Below are 22,677 nucleotides of genomic sequence, written 5' to 3'. Positions count from 1 at the left end.
TTTTTCGTTTACAGCTTTCTTATAGTCAGCTGCCATTTCCACAAATTCACACAATGCTGTTCCGGATCCTCACCGAAAGAGCCTGCGGCCGACTTCATGGAAAATTTTCTGTCCCGGAAAATTGAATTGTTTCTATAGGCGGAAAGAATCAGTCCCATCAGCCCCATATTCACAACAAAACTGCTGTTTCCCGGAGAAATAAACGGAAGGGGACAGGAAGACCAATTGCAGATACCTAAATTATTCAGTAAAAAGATCACACTTTGCCATATGACGGTTATAGTCACGCCCAGAGAGATCATATATCCCAGCTGGCTGCTCTGTTTATTGACGATCTTAAACAATCGGACCATTAAGAACACTACCAGAATAAGAACGATTACTGCCGCAACCCAGCCCAATTTATAAATCATATAAGTCAAACTATAGTCGCTCTTCCAAGATGGCAGCAGGCTTTCTATGATGTTCCCCTCTTCAAGGCCCATATTGCTCTGAAACATATAGGAGGGCAGCTTTCCCTGTCCAAATAGCTTCGCATTGGACAGAATCTCTCTCACCATATTCAGGACATAGCTCTGCCCATATTCCGCTCCCTCTGTGATAAACATATACTTAAATCTTCTGAAATACAGAAGAAACGGCATCATGATAATAAAAGCTACGGGAACCCAAACCAAAGCCAAAGCATATTTCTTTTGTACCCTAAACCAGTCTCTTTTTATGGCAGCGGTCAGAAGAACAGCTCCATTCAAGGCGAACATCCAAGTAACAGATACCCTTAATCCAAATACAAGACAACTGATTACGCCTACCGCTCCGCAGAATACCACGCCAGAATAGCTCTTTCCCCGTTGACTGTACACGATTCCCCCGTAAAGGCACGTCAAAATCAAGGCGTAGTAAAATACATGGATATGTACGTAATTGATCTGAGGTGAAAAACCATATCCCAGCAGACAACACGCCAGAACAATTCCGTAAAGGCTCTTGGGATATTTACCTACAATGCTGTAGTCCATAAAATATATGCCAATCATGACCGCAATTCCCAATGGGAGAGCCGCCAGATAAGGATAAAAATATCCCACTGCCGGTTGTGAGCCGCCCCCCGCGTTTAAAGAAAGGAAATACCGCAGTACAATGCTTACTACTATACACACGCCTACAATCAAGAGAGTCCCCCAATCGGGTCTGGGGCGGTGAGTTCTGTCAAGCTGCTGCCCCACAGTAACTGCATCTCCCATTTCCAGTACAGCATTTTTTTCGGCCTCTTCTTCCTGCTGTCCCTTTTGCAGAAAAGCTGCTTTCTGGTCTTCCATATGATTTAACAGCTCCTCAGAAATCACTCGATGCGCCTTTCCCCACCGAACCTGTTCACAGACCTTTTTAACGTACTGTCCAGCTCCTTCAAAAGCAGGTTTCTCATTAAACGGTGACATAAGAAACACCTCCCAGCACATCCTTTACAGCTTTAGCATAAGTTCTCCATTCCTCTTTCTTCTCCAAAAAAAGTCTCCGCCCTTTTTCCGTGATTTTATAATACTTTCTGATCCGCCCTTCTTCAGACAGGCTTTCATAGGCGGTAATCATTCCCTGCTGCTCCAACGAATGTAAAATTGGATATAAAGTCCCGGCTTTTAATGTAAACACATTATTGGACTTGTTCTCCAGCTCCTCTATCATCTGATACCCGTACATATCTTGATTTTCCAGAAGCTTTAGAATGAGCATGGTGGTACTTCCACTGGTCAGGCTTTTATCTACCTTCATTTATATCATCCCCTTTTCATTATATATCTGACCCCTATATATATCGGTAATCTATATAATATTATACATAGATTACCGATATATGTCAACTGTTATCTTTACTTGATCTTACAGCTGCATACGTTCTGCGTAGTAATGTTATAGAAGTATAAGGTATTTCCTTCTATAGTCACATTGTTTCCGCAATCAGAAGTTTTAAACACAACCTTTCCTAACCGGTCAAGCACCATAGTCCTATACTTAGCCTGAACTGCTTCTTTAAAGGTACATGCTAAATACTCTTTGTTATCTCCCGTTATCTTCATGGAAATCAGTTCTGCATTTGGGTTTAACGAGCTATCCGTCCCCAGGGTATACAGTTGATTGTCTTTTTTTACAAAGTACGTTTTTCCTCCTAATACCTTAAAAGGAATATCATAATAAGACTCGCTCCGCTCTCCTGTTTTACCAAGCAAATTTTCTGTTCCCCCCTTGAGAGGTACTTTATAAATGCTTTCCTTGCTTAAATAGTACAGATCATCTCCTTCAATTTGAGCTGTATTGATATCTTCCTTAGAATAGGTTACCGGGAGTACCTCATTCGTATCAATATTGACCTTATATACCTGTCTTGTATCCAGCTTAAAAGCACCTTCACTGGTCTTTCCCAGAACCTTAGAGGCTCTTACAAACAATTGATTCCCAATAAGAGAAAAGTCAGGAACTCCACTGAAGCTGTCTGCATGCAGCGTATCATACCAGTAATCCGAGCTCCCAAGAGGAGTTTCTGTCTGCCCCTTTTTCTGCATGCTTAGCCCCCCGGGTCCCGGCATAGGTCCTATCCAAGTCATAAAAAGGTTATCTCCAATGGCCGTTGTTTGATCATAGCTCTCCTGAATCTCTCGAATGCTTCCGTCAGCGTTCAGTTCAACCCTATGATCTGCTCCCATAACAGCCCCTCCTGAATGGAAGTATAACATCGCTTTGCTATTTTCTTCATAAAAGCTATGCTCGTTGTACTGTTGCGTATAAAAATTGTTTTCCAGTTGATATATTTTCTTTGCTTTTGATAGGTTAGCAAGCGGAGCTTGCATAATACCACCCGTTTTATTATCAAAATACACGTATCCATTTTTTACCAGAACGCAGGTACTTTTCTTTCCTGCATAATCACTATATTCATTTTCTACTGCCCGATTGTTCGGAAGCGCGACCTGCTGAAGTTTTATATTTTTTGATTGAATGGTAAGACCATTTTTTCCGTCAAAACTATAGTCCCACCCAAACTGTTCCACCGCATACTTCCATGTCATGGGGAAATAGGTAATATCACGGAAAGATAAAAGCGGATATTGCTCCTTGCTGTTATCAACCGATTTCCCATTTACCTGAATTGGAAAGGATGGAATCCTTGCGGTATAGCTTTTTCCATTTCTGGAGGAAGATTTATATGGATTGTAGGCGGCCGTTATTCCTGTAGTATCCACCATCAGTCCGTCTTGATTTCCCTTCCATGTGGCTTCAATCCCCAGATACCTGCAATCACTGTAGGTCATAGGAAAATAAGTAATATTCTTATACACGATTAAGGGGAATTTGCTATAATCATTGTTTACAATTTCACCATTCATCATCACTCTAAATTGAGGCAATGTAATGTTTACAGAATCGTTCTGCCCCCCATACGCAAACGTTATCATCCCCATGCTCATACTAAAAAGTAAACTGACCGCAAGAAATACACTACACACTTTTCTCTTCATACTACACCTTCTTTCATTGACATTTATTAAATTTTCAAGTAGGAAACAATATTTCCTATTGAGCAAAAAAAATCGGCATTTTAATCAATACCGATTCCAACTGCCACTATTTCACCACAGAAAGGAATGGCTTCCGCTAAACTGTGGACCGGTTTCGTTCGGTGAAAAGCAATTGTATAGTCGGCGATCACCGTGTCTTTATCCGGTTCTCCCATATCTCCGTTCAGCCCAGTAGGTATATCCAGCGCAAAGACCAGCTTTTTTATATTGGATGCACTGTGGCATGTTTCATTGATCATTTTTGAGCAGGATCTTACAGTCTCCGGCAGTTCTCCATGAAATCCTGTTCCGTAAACAGCATCTACTATGACGTCTGCCGCTTCCACGATTTCAGGAACATCATGAAAATATGCCCTGGCATCTATAACAGGTATTCCTCTCCTGAGAACGATATTGGCATTCTTTATGGAATCCTCTGTCTTAGGATTGCCGTCTGCCATGACAACCGTTACATTCATTCCTTTAGTTGCCAATTCTCTTGCCACTACGTATCCGTCCCCGCCATTATTCCCCTTGCCGCAGAATATCACAATATCTCCCATAGAACTGGAAGCTTCCCATTTCAGCATTTTGCGGGATTTATCCAAGATGACCTGAACGGCTGATTTTCCCGCATTTTCCATCATTTTATAATAAGTCAGACCGGATTCATTGGCCTGCTGTTCAATTTTCTTCATTTCGGCACAAGTAACTGTATCGTAATACTTACTGGATGAAGCTTCTTTCGTTTGATTATATTTCACCATAAAACACTCCTGCTATTTTCACCTTTTTCATTTCTTCTATCTGAGTCCTAATAAAAAAGCCATGTATAGAATTTTCTTATTGGCTCCATACATGGCACTCTTCCCTTGGATTTACTCCAAGCTGTTCATCACACTGTATCCGCTGTAATCTGGAATCAGCCCCAATCTCCAAAAGGAGACGCCATTGATTCCGAACATTCTGGCTAGAGCAGCCTTTTCAAATACGCTCTGCTCATTTTCATACCATAAGAATACATTTTTACCTTCAGGCGTCGTGTATTTTAAATACGGATTTCTATAAACAGCTGAAAAGCCTTTTTCTGTTCCGGCAGCAGTCATCCATTTATATACAGCGTCCGTGTTTGCATGAAGAGGCGAAGCAGAAATCAATTTTCCGTCATCTGACAACTCCCATCCCACCGTTGCGAAGCTGACCGCAAGCACGATCTTATTTTTATCTGCTACACCTGTATTGCTGTCTGTGATAGCTTTCAAAGAATAATATACGCTTCCTATAGGCGTAAGAGCCGTGTTCTTATACCATTCTGTTCCCGTATAGCCCTCCAAGGAGGTTGGGTTGTAATCATGAGCCATCAGAATGACTTTATCTGCCAGTTCTCCGATCGTTTTATAATCAAATCCGTCAAAATATGTACCATTGGAAAGTGCCGGCTGTACTGTAACGTAAAGTGTCTTATTCTCAGCCTTAAGCCTTGCGGAAAGCTCTGTTAAGAACGCATTGAACCCCTGTTTTACATCCGAGCCTTTCAATCCTTCAAAATCTATGGTTACGCCGCTGTAAGGATTTTTCCCGACAGCTTCATAGGTCTTGTCCAGCTCCGCCATGATCGCATCCACTGCGGTCATACGCTTATCTGCGCTCAGAAGCAGATCCTTTACTCCATCCGACGTATCCATGTATACGCCCAGATGGGCTTTTGTTTTATTGCTTTCAACGTAAGAAATGATATCTTCATATCCCGACGGAATCTTGAACTCATTGGCATTTTCACTTCCCGTATTCAACCAGACACCTTTGGCATCATTTGTCATTGTGCTCCAGCCAAAAGTGACCGCGTCCATCCGGTTCGTCAAATCTTTCTGAGAATAGGAAGAAATGGCGTAAAACCCGTGCAGGAAATCAGTCTTTCCATAATATTTGGCATAAACTCTCGACAGCATAGCCGCTGCCTCTTCACGCTTGGCCGTGCTGGCCGGTGCAAAGGCATTCTGGGATATTCCATTGATCATTCCTATATCATAAGCCACACCGATATATCCTTTATCAGTAGTGACATCCGTAAACTGCGCTGCTGAGGTTTCAGCCACTTTTACAGCATCCGAAAGGCCCAGAGCCTTTACAAACATGACAGCCATTTCCTCTCTCGTGATCGGTGTGTCCGGTAAAAAGCTGTCTGCCTTATCTATAGCACTGTTCGCCAATGCAGTCTCAATATAGGAATAATACCATTTATCCTGCATGACATCCGTAAAAGACGGCTGTGCCGGATTTACGGCCTGCCACTTCATCATATTGCACAAAATCGTTGCAAATTCTGCCTTTGTAACAGTCTTTCCATAGCCGAAGCTGCCTTCTGCCTGTCCTTTCATCAATCCATATCTTCCCGCATCTGCTATGGATTGAACGGCCCAGCTGTCTGCCGGCACATCGCTGTATGTAGTATCCGCAAATACTGGTATTGCAGGAATAGCCATCCCCGTTATCAGAAAGCACATCAAAGCAATACTCGTAACTTTTTTTAAAAAACGTATCATAATCTTATTTTCCCCCTTGCTTCGTTATATTTTTTATTATGCTCTTAAATGGCTGCTTTTTCAATCCTATTTCTTCTTTTTTTAGAGAATCCCAAACCATATAAGACTCACTGTATCAATTGAAAAATTAGCAGACACATGCTCCTATTTTCCTTCTGCCGGCTCTCTTATAACAGACCATCGACGGATCAACTTCTCTAAAGAATAGGCGGCATTGGCGGGACTTGTAGAAGGCAGAGCGATGATCTGGCGTCCAGTTTCGGTCCTGCTGAATTTATTGTACAGTTTTTCGGCCGTTTTCCCATTTGCAAATAATTCCTCAATCGGGCATTGATTTAAAATCATGCGCAAGTCTGCTGTCTTCACATCTCGAATGCTGCTGTCACTGGATCCCTTTATTTCGCAGCTCTCAATGACATCCCATAAGGCGATTTTGCATTGATGCAGCAGTTCTTTTTTCTCTTCGATATTTACCGGAGCAGTTGACCCGTAAATATCTGCAATAACCTTCCAAAATCTGTTTTGGGGATGCCCATAATAAAACCCGTTCTCCCTGGATTTGACAGAAGGCAGACTTCCCAAAATCAATATTCTGGAATCCTTATCATAAACCGGTTCAAAGGGCTGTTTTATTTTTTCATATTCTGCCATTGCTGCACCTTTCCTTTACTGTGCTGTCTTAAATCTTTTCTACTCCCAGCTTTCTAATCCGCTGCCGCTGATGGGGATAATATCTCCCAAATAAGATGGCGCCGGCTTTATCATCACTTTAAAAAAGTCTTTGTTTCGAGCGAGAATCTCCCGAATATTTCTTATGGTCTGACCCATGTAGACCTCTTGATCTGAACAGACGCCGTAGGCCTTGTATCCCAGCTTTTCAGCCAGATATAAAGCTCTGTACTGATGGTATCTCTGAGTGACTACGATTACAGAATTTACCTGAAAAACAGCTTTTGCTCTATACATGGAATCATAGGTAGAAAACCCCGCAAGATCTAAAAAGATATCCTCCTTTGGCACACCACGCTCCAGCATATACCCCTTCATGGCGTTTACCTCATCATATTCATTCCTGCCGTGATCCCCGGACAGGAGCAGCTTAGGAGCGGCACCCGACTTATATAAAGCGAATGCCGTTTCCAGCCTGTCCTCCAGCATATGATTCGGAGTTCCGTCCGGCTTCAATCCCGCACCCAGAACCAGAATACATTCCGCTTTCAAGCCTGAAAATGCAGATTGCTGCTCCTTCACAAAGCTGACCTCTCTATCCTCTTTCATTTCTGCAATAATAGCCGTTCCCGCAGTTTTTATCATGTATTGATTGATTATCAAGGGAAGGGCTGTCAGGACCACTAAAACAAAAATACCCGTTAACCAAAATTTTCTGTTGTTTCTAAGCGTACTGTTCATATCCTTTTCCTAACTTCTTTACAGGTATCTGACATAAAAGTTCATGGATTCTGATGTATATCCCAGCTTACTATAGAATTTATGTGCTTCAGGATTTGTAAATTCAGACTGAAACTGCAGTCTTTTGAACCCATGCTCCCTACCATATTCTTCAATATACTTCATGACCCTGCGTCCCACTCCATTTCCCCGGTATTCTTTTTTTATATATAAGTCATCCAGGCACAGTGCCTTGCCATGGCTCCATACACTAAATAGAGTCATCACATTTGCAAATCCAATAGCACCATCCTCTTTTTCAATCATCAAAAGCGTGATCAGCTCCGGATGATGGAACGCCTCTTTAAAGGTCTGAGCAAAGTTTTCATCGGAATTTGAAGCGGTATTATTCCAAAATTCCGCATCCTGAATTTCATATGCCATAAATTCACGGTTTAAAGAAATCCATTGTTCCTTATCCTGTTCTTCACAGACTCTTATATTCAACTGATTGATCTTCATTTCAAGATTCCCCCTGTAATTTTAACTCTCATGACTTGTTTTTTTTTATATTATGGACTATATTATACCATACAAGCATGCCGCAGCATAATGCAATGAACGCTTCCTTGCGGCAGCACCGACTTTAAGCACTGCGTTCATTATATATTATAAAGGATACTTTTAACAGAATATTTCTGCAGTAACTTAGAATAATAGTAATATAGAGGTGTTATTATATGTCAGTTGAAAAAGAATTATTTGCTGCAATAGATCATCACTTATTGCAGGATAAACGTCCATCAGCCTATTTAAAGGAAGTATCTGATTTACCGGAATTTAAGAACTATCCATTTAATATGCTTTTGGATCTAAAAGAGACCGAACAGGAACCGGCACATCATCCCGAGGGAAATGTATGGAATCATACGATGTTGGTCATAGATGAGGCGGCTGAACGAAAAGATCGGAGCAACAATCCAAAAGCCTTCATGTGGGCAGCCTTGCTTCACGATATAGGGAAGCCCGCAGCTACCGAACTTCGAAATGGAAAGTTAACAGCTTATAATCACGATAAAATCGGTGAAAAATTATCTAAAAAATTCTTATTATCCGTTGATGCTCCTGAAACCTTTGCCGAGCAGGTTTCCACTCTGGTCAGATTTCATATGCATATTTTATATGTGGTAAAGGACATGCCTTTTGGAGATATCAAAGGCTTAAAAAATCATACGGATATACATGAAATAGCACTTCTAGGACTATGTGACCGCCTCGGAAGAACAGATGCAGATCTGAAAAAAGAGGAGGAGAATATAGCCTTATTTCTATCAAAACTTGCGAATAAAGAAAGGATATCATGATGGCGAAAGCAGGAATGAGAAGACCCGACCCCAAAGACCCTCATGGAACAGAAAGCAATCATAAGACGCATATTCCCAAAAATGATGCGGAGCCTGTTCCGGAAATACAGGGGAAAGCCAAAAGCGGGAAAAAAAGAGCAGATTCAGTATAACATGACAAAGTCTATGCAAAAAGGAAGGGTGCATCCCTTCCTTTTTTATCTCTTATACATACTGTAAAGTTTAGCATATATGCCGTCTTTAGCCACCAGTTCTTCATGACTGCCCTGTTCTTCAATGCCGTTATCTGTAAGGACCATAATTTTATCTGCATTTCGAATCGTAGTCAACCTATGGGCAATGGTCAGCGTAGTTCTGCCTTTTGCCAGTTTTGAAAGGGATTCCTGAACAATCATTTCACTTTCATTGTCCAGTGCAGATGTAGCTTCATCTAAAATGAGAATAGGCGGATTCTTTAAAAATACCCGGGCAATACTAATTCTCTGTTTTTGCCCGCCGGACAATTTGACACCGTGCTCACCCACAAAGGTTTCATAGCCTTCCGTCATCTGACTGATAAATTCATGTGCTCCCGCCATTTTTGCCGCCGCTTCAATCTCTTTCTTTGACGCGCCCGGTCTGCCGTATTCAATATTATCATAAACCGTTCCGGAAAAGAGATATACATCCTGCTGCACCATTCCAATCTGCGATCGAAGGGACTTGACCGTCACCTTTCGGATATCAAATCCATCTACTAAAATCTTTCCGGACGTCACATCATAAAATCTCGGAATCAGGTTGCATAAAGTCGTCTTACCGGCTCCCGACGGCCCTACAAAAGCAATATTTTCTCCAGGTCTTATATGAATGTTGATATGCTCTAAAATGCTGTCACTGTCAGAATATTTAAAGCTGACATCTTTAAAGACGATATCTCCTCTTACCTCCGGTAACTCCACAGCATCCTCCGCATCATCAATTTCAACCGGTTCATCCATAACCTCAATAAACCGTTCAATACCGGTCATACCTCTTTGGAACTGCTCTGTAAATTCCACAATTCTTCGAACCGAATTGAGAAGCATGACCACATAAAGCAGATATGCCACTAAATCCGATGCATTAATTTTTCCGTGAATCATAAAGATCGATCCGATTACCACAACCGCTATATACATGATGCCGTCGAACAATCTTACCGTCCCTTGAAATCCGGCCATATATTTATAGGCTTCCTTTTTGACGCCTAAGAACTTTCCATTTCCCTCTTCAAATTTTGCCTTTTCAATTTCCTCATTGGCAAAGGATTTAGCCACCCGGATTCCTAAAAGGCTGTCTTCCACCTGTGCATTAATTTCACCGATCTGGTTTCGCTGTTTCTTGAAGGCTTGTTTCATTTTTCCGTTAAACTGCATGGAGCAGAAAATCATAACCGGGAGAATAGCAAAGATGATCACGGTGAGCCACACATCCACAGAGCAAAGGATGATAAAAGATACGACGATTTTAAGCGCCGCAATAAAATATTCCTCCGGGCAATGGTGAGCGAATTCGGTGATATCGAACAAATCACTGGTAATTCTGGCCATCAGCTGCCCGATCTTCGTATTGCTGTAATAAGAATACGAAAGCTCCTGCATGTGGGCAAAAAGATCTTCCCGCATATCCGTCTCAATTCGTGCCCCCATTACGTGGCCTACATTCGCCATATAGTAATTTGCCACTACATCAATCAACCTGAGGATCAAATATAAAGCCCCCAGACTTAAAATCATCTTTAGGGTCAGAGATTCTACATTGTTCATCCCCTTATCCGTAATAAATCGCACGATTAGAGGAAGCACCAGGTCGCAAAGAGTTGTCAGGGTCGCACAAAACAAATCCAGCATTAAGACCCCTTTATATTTTTTAAAATAAGGTATAAATCGCTTCATCAAATAAGATGTTTTCTTTGTAATTACATTTTCTGTCATTTTTAAATCCTCTTGTTTATTCTTTATCTATATCGTTAAAGCCATGCCCGTTTCCCCACACGGAATCCACATGGATACTGGTCACGAGTGCCCTTGGATCGGCCTTTGCCACATGCTGCCGGATCAGAATTCCTTCCCGCGGCGAACACAGAACTAAAAGCTTCTCCTTTTCTTTCCCCGAATAGGCTCCTATAATCGTTTCTATGGAAACCCCTCTATCCATATCGTTCATAATATAATCGGCAATTTCCCTTGTTTTTTCAGTAATAATCTCCATTTGGACAATTTTCGTGGCCAGGCCGAACAGGATCAAGTCAATGGTCTTTGATATAATTACCGTCGTAATCATGGCATATAAAGCGATATTTCTGCCAAAAACAAATCCCGAAATAACAATAACAGAAACATCAATGCCCATTAACAATTTGCTCAGGCTGACATGGGGAAGCAGCCGTTTCTGCACGATCTTCGCTACCGTGTCCGATCCTCCCGAAGAATATCCTCTTGAAAATGCAATCCCATTGCAAATTCCCAGGAAGACTCCGCAATAAATCGCCGCCAGAAAAATGTCCTTTTCCTCCAGAAGTCTAAAATTCATCCTCTCAAAAACCACCATGACCGTCGGGTACATAAGAGACATCACTAAAATCTTTTTAGCCTCTTTCAGGCCTAAGGTTATAGCACAAACCGCCAGAATAATAACAGCTCCTATATAATACATGGTTGAAAATCCCAAGGGTAAAAAACACTGAAGGATTCGTACAATACCTGTCAGACCTCCGCTGGTAAGCCCGTTGGGAAGCATTATGGAAACCGTAGCAAAGGCTCCAAACGAACAAGCGATCAAAATTAAAATAAAATCTACAATGGCGTTCTCCACTGTGTGTTTATCCGGTTTTTTCATCATCGTCCTCCCTTATTCCATAGCATATTTAAAAGTTTTATAAAGAACATTTCCGAATACATCCGTACTACAGGCCTGAATCATTCCCGTAGCGGATATTCCTTCTGTATACTTCTCTAAGCTCTCCTTTTCCCTTATCATAACACACTGCGGTTTATGGATCTTCCCATCAAAATTGAAATCGATGCTCCAATAATCTATCAGGCTTAAGGAGTCTGTATGAATCAGCTTATGAATGAGTTCCCGTTCTTTTTCTCCAAATGTGTTGATATATTCTTCCTTTAAATGATAACTTTTGAGTTCCGCACTATATTTTTCATCCTGTTTTTTTATCTGAACCTGTACATCACTCATGCTTTCTGCATTAAAGCTTTCCCGAAGTACGATAAAGGATGCTTTTTTTTGAAGAACTCTCTTCTTTATACCAGCTGCTGCGCTCTTTCCTATATCGCAGGTAATCCAGTTCCTTCCCATTTTATCCGCAGTTGCTGCCAACGTTCCTGAGCCGCCAAAAAAATCAGCACATAAATCGCCCGCCTTCGTGCAGCTTTTTAAAATTCTTTCCAGTAAAAGCTCCGGCTTTTGGGTGGCATATCCTGTCCTTTCAGATGAGGTCCTTCCTACCATATCCATCTGCCATACATCCTTCATATTGACAAGGGTATACCAGCCTGTTTCATCCTGAAATTCCTCCACACCTTTAAAGCGATACGGCTTAAAGCCTCTGTTGTACGACTTTTCCTTTTGTGCCTGAAAATAATACTGACTGCTTTTTCCATAAAATAGCAGAGTATCGTGCTTTCTTGCAAAGTGCCGGCTGCTGGTGCCTCCGGATTTATAATTCCAGACAATTTCATTGACGAAATTGTCCATGCCGAAGATTTCATCCATCAGAATCTTTACATAATGCACCACATGCCAGTCCAGATGCATAAAAATACATCCATCCTCTGTCAGCAGATCACGCATCACCAATAGTCTTATGCAGATCATTCTCAGATATGCCTCTATTCCTTCATTCCACGTATCCGTATATACTGTCTGTTTTACTTTGACCGTTCCCTCCGCTCCTTTTGAGTGGATTTTCACCTGCATTTTATAATCTGCCTTTGAAAAAAAGGGAGGATCCGCATAAATTAGTTTTACTTTTCCATAAACTTGATTTTCAAAACAGAGATATTTCATCCATTCAAGATTATCGCCCCAGGCTAAGATATTCTTTTCAGCCAAAGAAGATTCCCCGTAGACCTCTTCTATTTTAAATGTACGAATATACCCTTCTGCTATTTCCTCTTTAAGCTGTTGGTATTCTGTCCTGCAATCATCTATTATTTCCGTAAGCTTATAAATCAAGCTCATATATTAGCTCCTTCTTTTATTGCTCTTCTTTAAAGGCTGTCCGCCCCTATTGCCTGAACTCCGGGTCTTTTCTTTTTGATTTCTCAAAGGAGGCTCCTTTTTGTACGGATTCTGGGTTCTTCCGGAACCTCTGAGCAGTTTTCCAAATAAGTCCTCCCGCCCGGTCTTGACCAGTGCCGCCCTTACTAGTTCCCTGTTCTCCGGTTTATTAAAATGAATCAGTGCTCTCTGCATCTTTTTTTCTTCCATCGTTTTAGCGACGTAAACCCTTTCCATCGTAAGGGGATCCAGCTCCGTATAATACATGCAGGTGGCTAATGTTCCGGGCGTCGGGTAAAAATCCTGCACCTGATCCGGCACAAATCCGTTATCACTTAAAAATTCAGCCAGTTCAACGGCATCCTTTAACGTACTCCCGGGATGGGAAGAAATCAGATACGGAATCAGATACTGTTTTAATCCCAACTGTTCATTGATCTTTTTATATTTGCTGCTGAATTCTTCAAATACTCTTTTATTCGGCTTGTGCATATAGGAAAGAACACGGTCCGAGATATGCTCGGGAGCCACTTTCAGTGTGCCGCTCACATGATATTTACAAAGCTCTCTCAGGAACTCATCACTTTTATCGGCCATGACATAATCAAAGCGTACACCTGAACGAATAAATACCTTTTTGACCCCTTCTATGCTGCGAAGTGCCCGGAGTATTTCCAGATACTCTTTATGGTCTACTTCAAGCTGGCTGCAAGGTGCCGGATACAGGCAGTCCTTATGGGTGCAGCCCCCCCTGGTCAGCTGTTTTTTGCAGGCAGGTCCCCTAAAGTTTGCCGTCGGACCTCCCACATCATGTATATATCCTTTAAATCCCGGTAATGCAGCTAATCTTCTTCCTTCTTTTACAATAGATTCTTTGCTTCGTCCCCGTACCTGTCTGCCCTGATGATAAGTCAAGGCACAGAAAGCACAGCCCCCAAAGCATCCCCTGCTGCTGATAATACTGAATTCTACTTCTTTAATCGCCGGGATTCCGCCTGCTTCTTCGTAGGACGGATGATAGGTTCCTTCGTAAGGCAAGCCGTATACATCGTCCAGTTCCAGGGTTTCAAGGGGCGGCTGCGGGGGATTCTGCACTACATACAGACCTTCCGCATACTGCTCCACCAACCGTTTGGCTGTAATAAAATCATTATTTTTATATTGAAGGGCGAAACTTTCTGCATAGGCTTTCTTTGAAGCAACAATACTCTCGAAGCTCGGCAGCAGTACCGTATCTTCATCCATATAAATTTCCCTTGCTTTCACGCAGGTTCCCCGAATCCATCCGATATCCTTCGCCTCAATGCCTGAATCCAAAGCTTCGGCGATTTCCACAACAGCTCGCTCTCCCATGCCGTATACGAGAATATCTGCTTTTGCATCCAGCAATACAGACCGTCTCACCTTATCATCCCAATAGTCGTAATGTCCAAGCCGCCGAAGGCTTGCTTCAAGGCCGCCGATTATAATAGGGACATCTTTATATGCTTCTCTTGCCCGGTTGCTGTAAACGATGACGGCACGGTTGGGTCGTTTTCCCGCTTCTCCTCCCGGAGAATAGGCATCCGTTCTCCTTTTATGCTTAAAAACGGAATAATGGTTCACCATGGAGTCCACGTTCCCCGCATTGACAAGGAATCCCAGTCTCGGTCTTCCGAAACGCATAAAATCTTTTTTGCTGTTCCAATCCGGCTGTGCCAAAACAGCCACCTTATATCCGCGATTTTCCAGCAGTCTGCTGATGATGGCTGTGCCAAAAGAAGGATGGTCTATATAGCCATCCCCTGTAATCAGAACAAAATCCGGCTGTGACCAGCCTCTTGCCTCACATTCTTCTTTTGTAATAGGTAAAAATCCCATTTAAACCTCTTTCCTGTTCCTTTCGTTTTCGTATGTTTATTGTCTATCGGCTGCCCTTATCGTAAGGAACCGCTACCGCTCTTGGTGCCTGTGATGACTTTGAACTGAATGCCAGCACGATCAGCGTGGCAATAAACGGAACCATTTTATAAACGTCACTTGAAATGTTCGATCCGGCCAAAAACGGAATAACCGAATAAGCCGAAGCAATGGTTTTCATCAATCCGAAGAAAAAGGCCGCAAACAAAATTCTCAGAGGTTTCCACTGTCCAAAAATCATAACTGCCAGCGCAAGGAATCCGTATCCGGCTACCGTAGCGTTAAAATTGGTGGATGTAGGTATGACAAACACCAGCCCGCCTAATCCTGCCAGTCCGCCTGAAATCATAACACCCGCATATCTCATTCGATACACGTTGATACCCACGGAGTCCGCCGCATGAGGATGTTCCCCGCAGGCACGCAGCCTGAGGCCGAATCGCGTCTTGTATAAAACGATAACGGACAGAATCAATATAGCAAAACCAATATAGGTCGTAATGTATGCATTTTTAAAGAGCAGACTCCCTAAAACAGGAATATCCCCCAAAACCGGTACGGAATCGATTCGGAACGTATTTCGAAAGGCGATTTGCTGAACACCGTTGTCTTGAATCATTCGAGCCACATAAATGGCAAAAGCCGGTGCAAACATATTCAGTGCCGTACCGCCTATGATCTGATCGGCTTTCATGTTGACAGCCGAATAGGCAAGGAGCAGAGAGAAAACAGCCCCCACCGCTATAGCAATCAGTATGGCAAGAATCAATAAAAGCTGGCCGCTCATATAGTCCTGCATCCGGTTGATAAAATAGATGCTGGCAAAAGCCCCCATGATCATGGTTCCGTCTAAAGCAATGTTGGTAACACCGCCCCGTTCTGTAAACATACCCCCAAGAGCCGTAATTAAAAGCGGGATGGAAAAGAACATGGTCTGTTGAACGACTAAATATAAAATATCCATTATTTTTCTCCCCCTTTCTTGTTCTCCGCCCTGCGTTTGAGAATGCCCGGTATAATCTTTCTTAAAATCAATGCGAATGCACTGAAATAAATAATGCAGGCAATGATCATCTGAATGATTTCCGGTGCATAATTTAAGCTTTGCAGGTAATTTCCGCCCTCCGTGATATAAGAAATAAAGATACCAGAGAAAATAATACCGATGGGATTGGAAAGGCCAAGCAAGGCTACCGGAATACCATTAAAGCCTTCACTTGCCAGAACGTCCACTACCTTTATATGTCTTCCGCCGGCACCGGACAGATATAAGAGCCCGCCTCCAAGTCCGGATAAAGCTCCAGCAATGACCATGGAAAGCACCACATTTCTCTTCTCATTAATACCGGCATATCTGCTGGCATCCGCATTATATCCGCAGGCTTTCAGCTCATATCCGAAAGTCGTTTTATTTAAAAGAATATATATAACAATAGCAATAATTACAGCAATATAAATACCGCAGTTTACAGTGGACAAATCCTTGCCGCCTCCCAGGCTGTTGTAAAAAACATGATCCAGTCCCATCTTAGGCAGTACGCAGGTACTTGCTACATCCAGCGATTGAGCCCTCAGGCGGTCGTAAACCGTAAGCTTGACCAAATAATTGGCCATATACATGCCGATATAATTCATCATGATCGTTGAAATAACTTCATTTACGTTCAAATATGCTTTCATTAGTCCGGGTATCAATGCCCACAACCCGCCAACAACTGCTGCGGCTAAAAGAGCTGCTATCCAGTGAAGGGGCGCCGGCAGGAAAGTCCAATGAACCCCTACATAAATAGCCGCAAAAGCGCCCATGATAAACTGTCCCGCGGCACCGATATTGAACAGCCCCGTCTTAAAAGCAAAGCCGACAGACAGCCCTGTCAGAATCAGCGGAGTGGCAAAATAGAGAACCTGTCCCATTCCTTTTCCTTCTGCACTGAATCCGCCTTTTAAAATAATGCCCAAACCTTCTACAGCCTGAGAAGGATTACTGATCAACAAAATAATAAATCCAAACAATAATCCGATTAAAATTGCGAAAATGGATGACATGGCGTTGTTAAATCCATCGCTGACCAAAATTCTTTTTATCCGCTCCATCCTTATGCTGTCACCTCATTTCTTTTTGATCCTGCCATATATAGCCCCAATTCATTCATGGTTATTTCCTTTGGATCCACATCCGCAACGAGCTCACCCTCATAAATCACCAGAATCCGGTCGCTCACATTCATGACTTCATCCAGTTCCAAAGACACAAGGAGAACGGCTTTTCCTTCGTCCCGCTTTTCAATCAGCTGTTTATGAATATATTCGATAGCACCTACGTCCAGCCCCCTAGTAGGCTGTACGGCAATCAGTATTTCCGGATCCAAATCCAGCTCCCTGGCAATAATCGCTTTTTGTTGATTTCCTCCGGACATGCTTCGAACCATAGTTTTAGTCCCTTGTCCGCTTCGTATATCAAATTGCTGGATCAGCTTTTCCGCATACTCTCTTGATTTCTTAAAATTAATAAAGCTGCCCTTCTGAAATCCCGGCTTAAAATAATTCTTTAGTATGAGATTTTCAGTCAGATTGTAATCTAATATCAGCCCATCCTTATGCCTGTCTTCGGGGATATGGCTCAAACCGTCCAGATTTCTCTTGCGAATACTCTCCTTGGTAATGTTCTGCCCATTGATAAAGATCTCACCCGATTCTACCTGCAACAGTCCGGTCAATCCGTAGACCAGTTCCGATTGTCCGTTTCCGTCTATTCCTGCAATACAGACAATCTCTCCCTTTCGAACTTGAAACGAAACATTATTCACGGCATTTTTGCTGTGGTGCTTGGATTTTACAGTCATATTCTTTACTTCAAGTACCACATTACCCGGCTCAATCGGCTTTTTCTGAACGGTCAGATCTACTTTTCGCCCCACCATCATTTCCGACATTTCCTCTTTAGAGGTAGACGCTACGTCTATGGTTCCGATATACTTTCCCTTTCGAAGCACCGTGCATCTGTCGGCAACTGCTTTTATTTCATTCAGCTTATGCGTAATAAAGAGGATGGATTTTCCCTCTGCGGCAAGCCCCTTCATAATTTTCATCAATTCTTCTATCTCCTGGGGCGTTAATACGGCCGTAGGCTCATCAAAAATAAGGATTTCGTTATCCCTATAAAGCATTTTTAAAATTTCCACTCTCTGCTGCATGCCTACCGTGATGTCCTCGACCTTTGCCTCAGGGTCTACCATCAATCCATACTTTTCGGACAAGGCTATGATCTTTTCCCTTGCCTCGCCCATTTTTAATATTCCGTTTTTGGTGGTTTCCACACCTAAAATGATATTTTGAAGCACTGTAAAGTTGTGTACCAGCTTAAAATGCTGGTGTACCATACCGATTCCCAGTGCGTTGGCATCATTTGGATCATTGATTTTTACTTCCTGTCCGTTCTTTTTGATGACACCCTTTTCAGGCTGATACATACCGAACAGAACGCTCATCAGCGTAGACTTTCCGGCTCCGTTCTCACCAAGCAGCGCATGAATCTCTCCTTTTTTGAGCTGTAATGTAATATCATCATTGGCTACAATGCCCGGAAACTCCTTCGTGATGTTCAACATCTCTATTATATATTCCATAATAGTTGTCCTCTCTTCAATATAATATAGATATTATACCTAAATTTAACAGAAAAAACAACACACCAAAAGGTGTGTTGTTCTTTATTTAAATAATCATCTTATCAACCGTGTCTTTACGTTTTATTTACTTAATAACCTGTACCTTGACGTAGCTTAAACCTAATTGATCTGCACTTTTTACATCATCCTTCTGTAGTTTAATCTCGCCGCTTGCCAACTGTTTGTAAACCGCATCATAATCGTCCTTAGTAAATGTGTTAAACTTGGAAGTGTCCATAGGAAGCTGTACACCATCTTCCGCAGCACCAAGAGTCAAGCTCTGTGCGCCAGGGAATTTATCTCCATAGTAGTCTGAAAGCATAGACTGTACGGAAGCCGCAAGTCCCTTCATCGCAGAAGTAATAACCGTATCGGATTCACTGCTCTGGTCTACGTCAACACCGATGACTTTTCCTTTTGCGGATTCAGCAGCAGCCATTACGGCGTTTCCTACCTTACCGCCGCAGCCGAAGATTACTTCTGTTCCGTCAGAATACCAGGAAGAAGCCAGTGTCTGCACTTCCGGAGTTGCGTCGAATCCGCCGGTGTAGTTGTATTTCAGCTCAATACTGCCCGCAGCAAGACCCAGCTCTTTAGCGGCTGCATCAGCGCCCTGTGCGAATCCATATCCGTATCGCACTACAGCGGGAACAGCCATTCCGCCCATGAATCCAAGCTTAGTATATCCGTCTATAACGGCCGCATAACCTGCCAGATATCCGGACTGCTCTTCGGCAAACTTAATTCCAACAGAATTCTTTGCCGGTGCCGCTGTCGTATTACCGTTTGCATCTTTTGTGCCGTCGTTCGGATAACCGTCAATCAAAACAAAGTGAACCTCCGGATACATTTCCTGAGCCCGATAAATCGGTACTTCAAATAAATATCCCGGTGTTACAACAATCTTTGCTCCCCCTTTAACAGCCAGCTGAATAGCCGCTAAATAAGCATCCTCCGTCTGTTCGGTCGGTTTATAATACTTGTGAGAAATATTGTTTTTCTCAGCGTAAGCTTTGATGCCTTCCCAAGTCCCCTGATTAAAGGATTTGTCGTCAATTTCGCCGACATCCGTAATCATTGCAATTTCATAGGTTTCCTTTGTGTTGTCCTTTGCCGCTTCTTTCTTGTCCCCACAGGCAACTAAACCAAGTACAAGCACAAGAGCCAGTACAATTGCCAAAAATTTCTTCATAAGATTTCTCCCTTCTGGAATACGGTTGATTATTTTCCATGTTTTATATTATAAATGTTATGAAGAAATTTTTCAACATAGTTATTGTACGCCTATTCGCCAAAAGCTTTAAGGTGATTATTTAATGAATTCCTGCACCCAGTATGTCGTTCCGTTGCTGTCTGTTACATAGCCTACGCCGATCTGCTGGTAATTGCTGTTCATAATGTTTGCCCGGTGTCCGGAAGAATTCATCCAAGCAGTCATAACGTCCTGAGGAGTCTTCTGTCCTTTTGCAATATTTTCACCTGCCGCAGTATACGTGATGCCGAACTGCTTCATCATGTCAAACGGTGAACCGTAAGTTGGGGATGTATGGGAGAAATAATTCTGATCTCTCATATCCTCTGCCTTCTTCTCCGCAACCTGAGACAATTTAGCGTTGATAGTCAGCGGTGCAAGTCCGGACTTAGCTCTTTCCTGGTTCACAATATCTACGACCTGCTGCTCGTAAGAACCGAACGTACCTGTATTATTTGTGGTCGTGTCTTTACCAGTGTTGGGGTTGGTAGTTGTGTCCTTGCCGGTGTTAGTGTTAGTTGTCGTGTCCTTACCAGTGTTTGTATTTGTGGTCGTGTCTTTACCAGTGTTGGTGTTGGTAGTTGTGTCCTTGCCGGTGTTGGTGTTAGTGGTCGTGTCCTTACCAGTGTTTGTATTTGTGGTTGTGTCCTTACCAGTGTTGGTGTTGGTTGTCGTACCGTTGCTGATAGGCTTTAACACGTTGCAGTCTTTTGATTTCTGATTTTGAACCGTTTGACTTTGACTGCAATTATTATCAGAAACAAGCTGAAGCTTGCCATCTACAAATTTAACATAGCATTTCGAGTCTGTGCAATTTAGATTTTTAAAACAATTCTGTACTCCTGCACTTGTGAAACAGCTATTCAAATTCTTAACCACAGATTGGTTCAATGGAACTGAAACATTGGCGTTACAGTTTGTTCCTGCAAAAGCCGCAGTTGGTGCGGCTGCCATAAGCAGTAATGATAGTGATAACGTTGTTTTGACAAATTTGGTTTTCATGATTTTGTCCTCCCTTTCCACTTTATCCAAAACTAGGAGACGTTGGTTATTTCTTGTTTGCCTCCTTGAAAGAGTATAGACCCCATTTTATGCAAAAATCATTATATAAAAATTACCAATAAAAAAACAGGAGAAATTTATTCCCTGTTTTCCAGCTTTATGATATTTACAAAATTATGTGTAATTCTAGCGGTTAAGCCCCATATGCTTTTGTCCTCATACGTATAAATTGGCACCTCCGATTTACCCTTTCTCCAATTATATCCATTGTTAAGTTTTAACAAATCATAGGGAAAATCTGTCCCTATGTTTGGCAATACATCCACATTATAGATAAATGGAGCCTGATCCATCATATAATTCAGCGGCACCAGGAAGAATTCTTGCACTTCATCTTCATTTATTTTTTTCTGGCTCAGTGCTTCATAAGAAATCTTTCCCAAAAAACAATACATGGTAAAATTGCTGTACGTATACAAGGTGTCCAGCTCTGAAATAATGCGTATATCCTTCTTCTCCACACCCAGCTCTTCACAGGTCTCCCGAATCGCACACTGTCTTTTTGTCTCGTTTTTTTCAACAGCTCCTCCCGGAAAGCATATTTCCCCCGGCTGAGTTTTCAGAGACTTTGCACGTATCTCATACAGTAAATAAAGCTCCCCATCTTTCTCAATTAAAGGAACCAGGACGGAAAAATAATGATACTCGCCTATAGCAGCAGGCTTTCTGTTCTTAAAGATATTTTCAATTTCACTTAAATTCAATTTGTTCTTGTTCAATGTTTCTATCCTCTGTTTTCTTATTATATATATTTAGATAAGAAGCGATTAAAATAAGCGCAATTCCTAAGTACGTATTCCACAGCAGCTTATCTCCCAGTATGATAACAGCTATGACCGGTGCAATGGCCGGCTTAATGAAAAAGGCTATGGATCCTGTAGTCGCATCCGACAGCTTAATGGCGGCAAAATAAAAATAGTATCCCAGGCCTGTGACAAAAATGCCGATGTAGAGAACCAATACAAGGTTATCTGCAACACCTCGAAAAACAGGCTTATGAAGAAAGAGCATGATAACAAGCAGAACTCCGGAGCCTAAAATAAAGCTTATGCTGGTCTGTGCCATAATTCCCATCTTTTTTATACTGTTCTTGCCCGCTACGGTATAAAGGCCAAAGGTGGCCGCCGCAATCAGCATAAAAAGCATTCCTATGGGTGTATTTCCCTCTTGGATATTCCAGGGCCTCACCATGAAAAAAAGCCCCGCTATCCCCCATATCATTACAATCATTTTCTTTTTACTAAATTTTTCGTCAGACATGAAATGGGCAAAAATCATGGTAAAAAGCGGGTTAATACACATGATGACCGAGGCAGTGGACGCATTGGAACGCATAACACCCAGCTGAAAGAACAGCATGCTGATTGGAATACACAGGATACCTACTATTAGTAAATACCCAAAATCCTTTAATTCTAATCTCGTTTGATTTATTCTGATTTCATTAAAAGCAAACGGCATCAATAAAATGCCCCCAATAAAAAAACGCCAAAATGTCAGCTGGAAGGAATCCATCCCATTACCGGCAAGTTTTAAGGCCACCTCCATCGTTCCAAATAAGAACGCTGTCAGAAAAATATATATTCCTACTCTTTTCATTACTTTTTTCCTCTGCTTCTCGTCATTTCATTTTCTAGCTTTACCCAAAAAGGGCGGTGAATGTTCACCGCCGCTTTCTCAAGCAATCCTCTT

General features: G+C 42.2%; 21 protein-coding genes. 2 read left to right on the top strand and 19 right to left on the bottom strand.

From position 1 onward, the window contains the following. Window positions 1–8: 8 nt before the first annotated feature. The 8 genes from EQM06_RS04935 to EQM06_RS04900 all read right to left on the bottom strand — a co-directional run bounded on the left by EQM06_RS04935 (window position 9) and on the right by EQM06_RS04900 (window position 8,005). A complete protein-coding gene (locus EQM06_RS04935; RefSeq protein WP_164914354.1) occupies window positions 9–1,439 on the bottom strand; it encodes an FtsW/RodA/SpoVE family cell cycle protein in 1,431 nt (476 codons plus the stop codon). Then, window positions 1,426–1,770: a PadR family transcriptional regulator gene (locus tag EQM06_RS04930; protein WP_128745269.1), complete on the bottom strand. Its 345-nt coding sequence runs from the start codon at window positions 1,768–1,770 to the stop codon at window positions 1,426–1,428. The genes EQM06_RS04935 and EQM06_RS04930 overlap by 14 nt, the downstream gene beginning before the upstream one ends. 98 nt (window positions 1,771–1,868) lie before the next feature. Continuing rightward, on the bottom strand, window positions 1,869–3,512 hold the full coding sequence (locus EQM06_RS04925; protein WP_128745268.1) for a hypothetical protein: 1,644 nt from the start codon (window positions 3,510–3,512) through the stop codon (window positions 1,869–1,871). Between the two features lie 80 nt (window positions 3,513–3,592). Continuing rightward, window positions 3,593–4,318, bottom strand: a complete 726-nt coding sequence (locus tag EQM06_RS04920) for an NAD(P)H-hydrate epimerase (RefSeq protein ID WP_128745267.1) — start codon at window positions 4,316–4,318, stop codon at window positions 3,593–3,595. Window positions 4,319–4,429: 111 nt separating this feature from the next. Beyond that, complete coding sequence (locus EQM06_RS04915) at window positions 4,430–6,094, bottom strand: glycosyl hydrolase family 18 protein (RefSeq protein ID WP_128745266.1); 1,665 nt, start codon at window positions 6,092–6,094, stop codon at window positions 4,430–4,432. A gap of 144 nt (window positions 6,095–6,238) precedes the next feature. Continuing rightward, complete coding sequence (locus EQM06_RS04910; protein ID WP_128745265.1) at window positions 6,239–6,745, bottom strand: DNA-deoxyinosine glycosylase; 507 nt, start codon at window positions 6,743–6,745, stop codon at window positions 6,239–6,241. Between the two features lie 39 nt (window positions 6,746–6,784). Next, window positions 6,785–7,504 (bottom strand): SanA/YdcF family protein, encoded by a 720-nt coding sequence (locus EQM06_RS04905; protein WP_128745264.1) that lies wholly within the window; start codon window positions 7,502–7,504, stop codon window positions 6,785–6,787. Between the two features lie 18 nt (window positions 7,505–7,522). After that, on the bottom strand, window positions 7,523–8,005 hold the full coding sequence (locus EQM06_RS04900) for a GNAT family N-acetyltransferase (RefSeq protein WP_128745263.1): 483 nt from the start codon (window positions 8,003–8,005) through the stop codon (window positions 7,523–7,525). Window positions 8,006–8,223: 218 nt separating this feature from the next. Here EQM06_RS04900 and EQM06_RS04895 point away from each other — a divergent pair, with 218 nt between their 5' ends. Next, window positions 8,224–8,847, top strand: a complete 624-nt coding sequence (locus EQM06_RS04895) for an HDIG domain-containing metalloprotein (RefSeq protein ID WP_128745262.1) — start codon at window positions 8,224–8,226, stop codon at window positions 8,845–8,847. Then, entirely contained in the window at window positions 8,844–8,999 is a 156-nt protein-coding gene (locus tag EQM06_RS12870) for a hypothetical protein (RefSeq protein WP_164914279.1), read from the top strand. The genes EQM06_RS04895 and EQM06_RS12870 overlap by 4 nt, the downstream gene beginning before the upstream one ends. Window positions 9,000–9,044: 45 nt before the next feature. On the opposite strand, the gene EQM06_RS04890 is transcribed toward EQM06_RS12870, so the two are convergent. The 11 genes from EQM06_RS04890 to EQM06_RS04840 form a co-directional block, all read right to left on the bottom strand. Beyond that, entirely contained in the window at window positions 9,045–10,802 is a 1,758-nt protein-coding gene (locus EQM06_RS04890) for an ABC transporter ATP-binding protein (protein WP_128745261.1), read from the bottom strand. A 16-nt stretch (window positions 10,803–10,818) separates the two neighbouring features. Beyond that, complete coding sequence (locus tag EQM06_RS04885) at window positions 10,819–11,706, bottom strand: YitT family protein (protein ID WP_164914353.1); 888 nt, start codon at window positions 11,704–11,706, stop codon at window positions 10,819–10,821. A gap of 12 nt (window positions 11,707–11,718) precedes the next feature. Beyond that, window positions 11,719–13,065, bottom strand: coding sequence for a DNA methyltransferase (locus EQM06_RS04880; RefSeq protein ID WP_128745259.1), 1,347 nt, complete (start codon window positions 13,063–13,065; stop codon window positions 11,719–11,721). A 3-nt stretch (window positions 13,066–13,068) separates the two neighbouring features. After that, window positions 13,069–14,964, bottom strand: a complete 1,896-nt coding sequence (locus EQM06_RS04875) for a YgiQ family radical SAM protein (RefSeq protein WP_128745258.1) — start codon at window positions 14,962–14,964, stop codon at window positions 13,069–13,071. Between the two features lie 43 nt (window positions 14,965–15,007). Continuing rightward, entirely contained in the window at window positions 15,008–15,967 is a 960-nt protein-coding gene (locus tag EQM06_RS04870; protein WP_128745257.1) for an ABC transporter permease, read from the bottom strand. Then, window positions 15,967–17,097, bottom strand: coding sequence for an ABC transporter permease (locus EQM06_RS04865; RefSeq protein WP_128745256.1), 1,131 nt, complete (start codon window positions 17,095–17,097; stop codon window positions 15,967–15,969). Before EQM06_RS04865 ends, EQM06_RS04870 begins: the two co-directional genes overlap by 1 nt. A gap of 2 nt (window positions 17,098–17,099) precedes the next feature. Next, window positions 17,100–18,629 carry an ABC transporter ATP-binding protein gene (locus EQM06_RS04860; protein WP_128745255.1) on the bottom strand — a complete coding sequence of 510 codons (1,530 nt, stop codon included), beginning with the start codon at window positions 18,627–18,629 and terminating at the stop codon, window positions 17,100–17,102. A gap of 127 nt (window positions 18,630–18,756) precedes the next feature. Further along, window positions 18,757–19,863 (bottom strand): BMP family lipoprotein, encoded by a 1,107-nt coding sequence (locus EQM06_RS04855; RefSeq protein ID WP_128745254.1) that lies wholly within the window; start codon window positions 19,861–19,863, stop codon window positions 18,757–18,759. Between the two features lie 117 nt (window positions 19,864–19,980). Next, window positions 19,981–20,925 carry a CAP domain-containing protein gene (locus EQM06_RS04850; protein ID WP_230975026.1) on the bottom strand — a complete coding sequence of 315 codons (945 nt, stop codon included), beginning with the start codon at window positions 20,923–20,925 and terminating at the stop codon, window positions 19,981–19,983. Between the two features lie 137 nt (window positions 20,926–21,062). Then, entirely contained in the window at window positions 21,063–21,704 is a 642-nt protein-coding gene (locus EQM06_RS04845; RefSeq protein ID WP_164914352.1) for an NUDIX hydrolase, read from the bottom strand. Continuing rightward, a complete protein-coding gene (locus EQM06_RS04840; protein ID WP_128745252.1) occupies window positions 21,676–22,584 on the bottom strand; it encodes a DMT family transporter in 909 nt (302 codons plus the stop codon). Before EQM06_RS04840 ends, EQM06_RS04845 begins: the two co-directional genes overlap by 29 nt. Between the last annotated feature and the right edge of the window lie 93 nt (window positions 22,585–22,677).

The organism is Aminipila luticellarii, from assembly GCF_004103735.1.
Lineage (GTDB): Bacteria > Bacillota > Clostridia > Peptostreptococcales > Anaerovoracaceae > Aminipila > Aminipila luticellarii.
The sequence above is the reverse complement of the archived record's forward strand: the minus strand, read 5'-3'. Positions and strand labels throughout refer to the sequence as shown.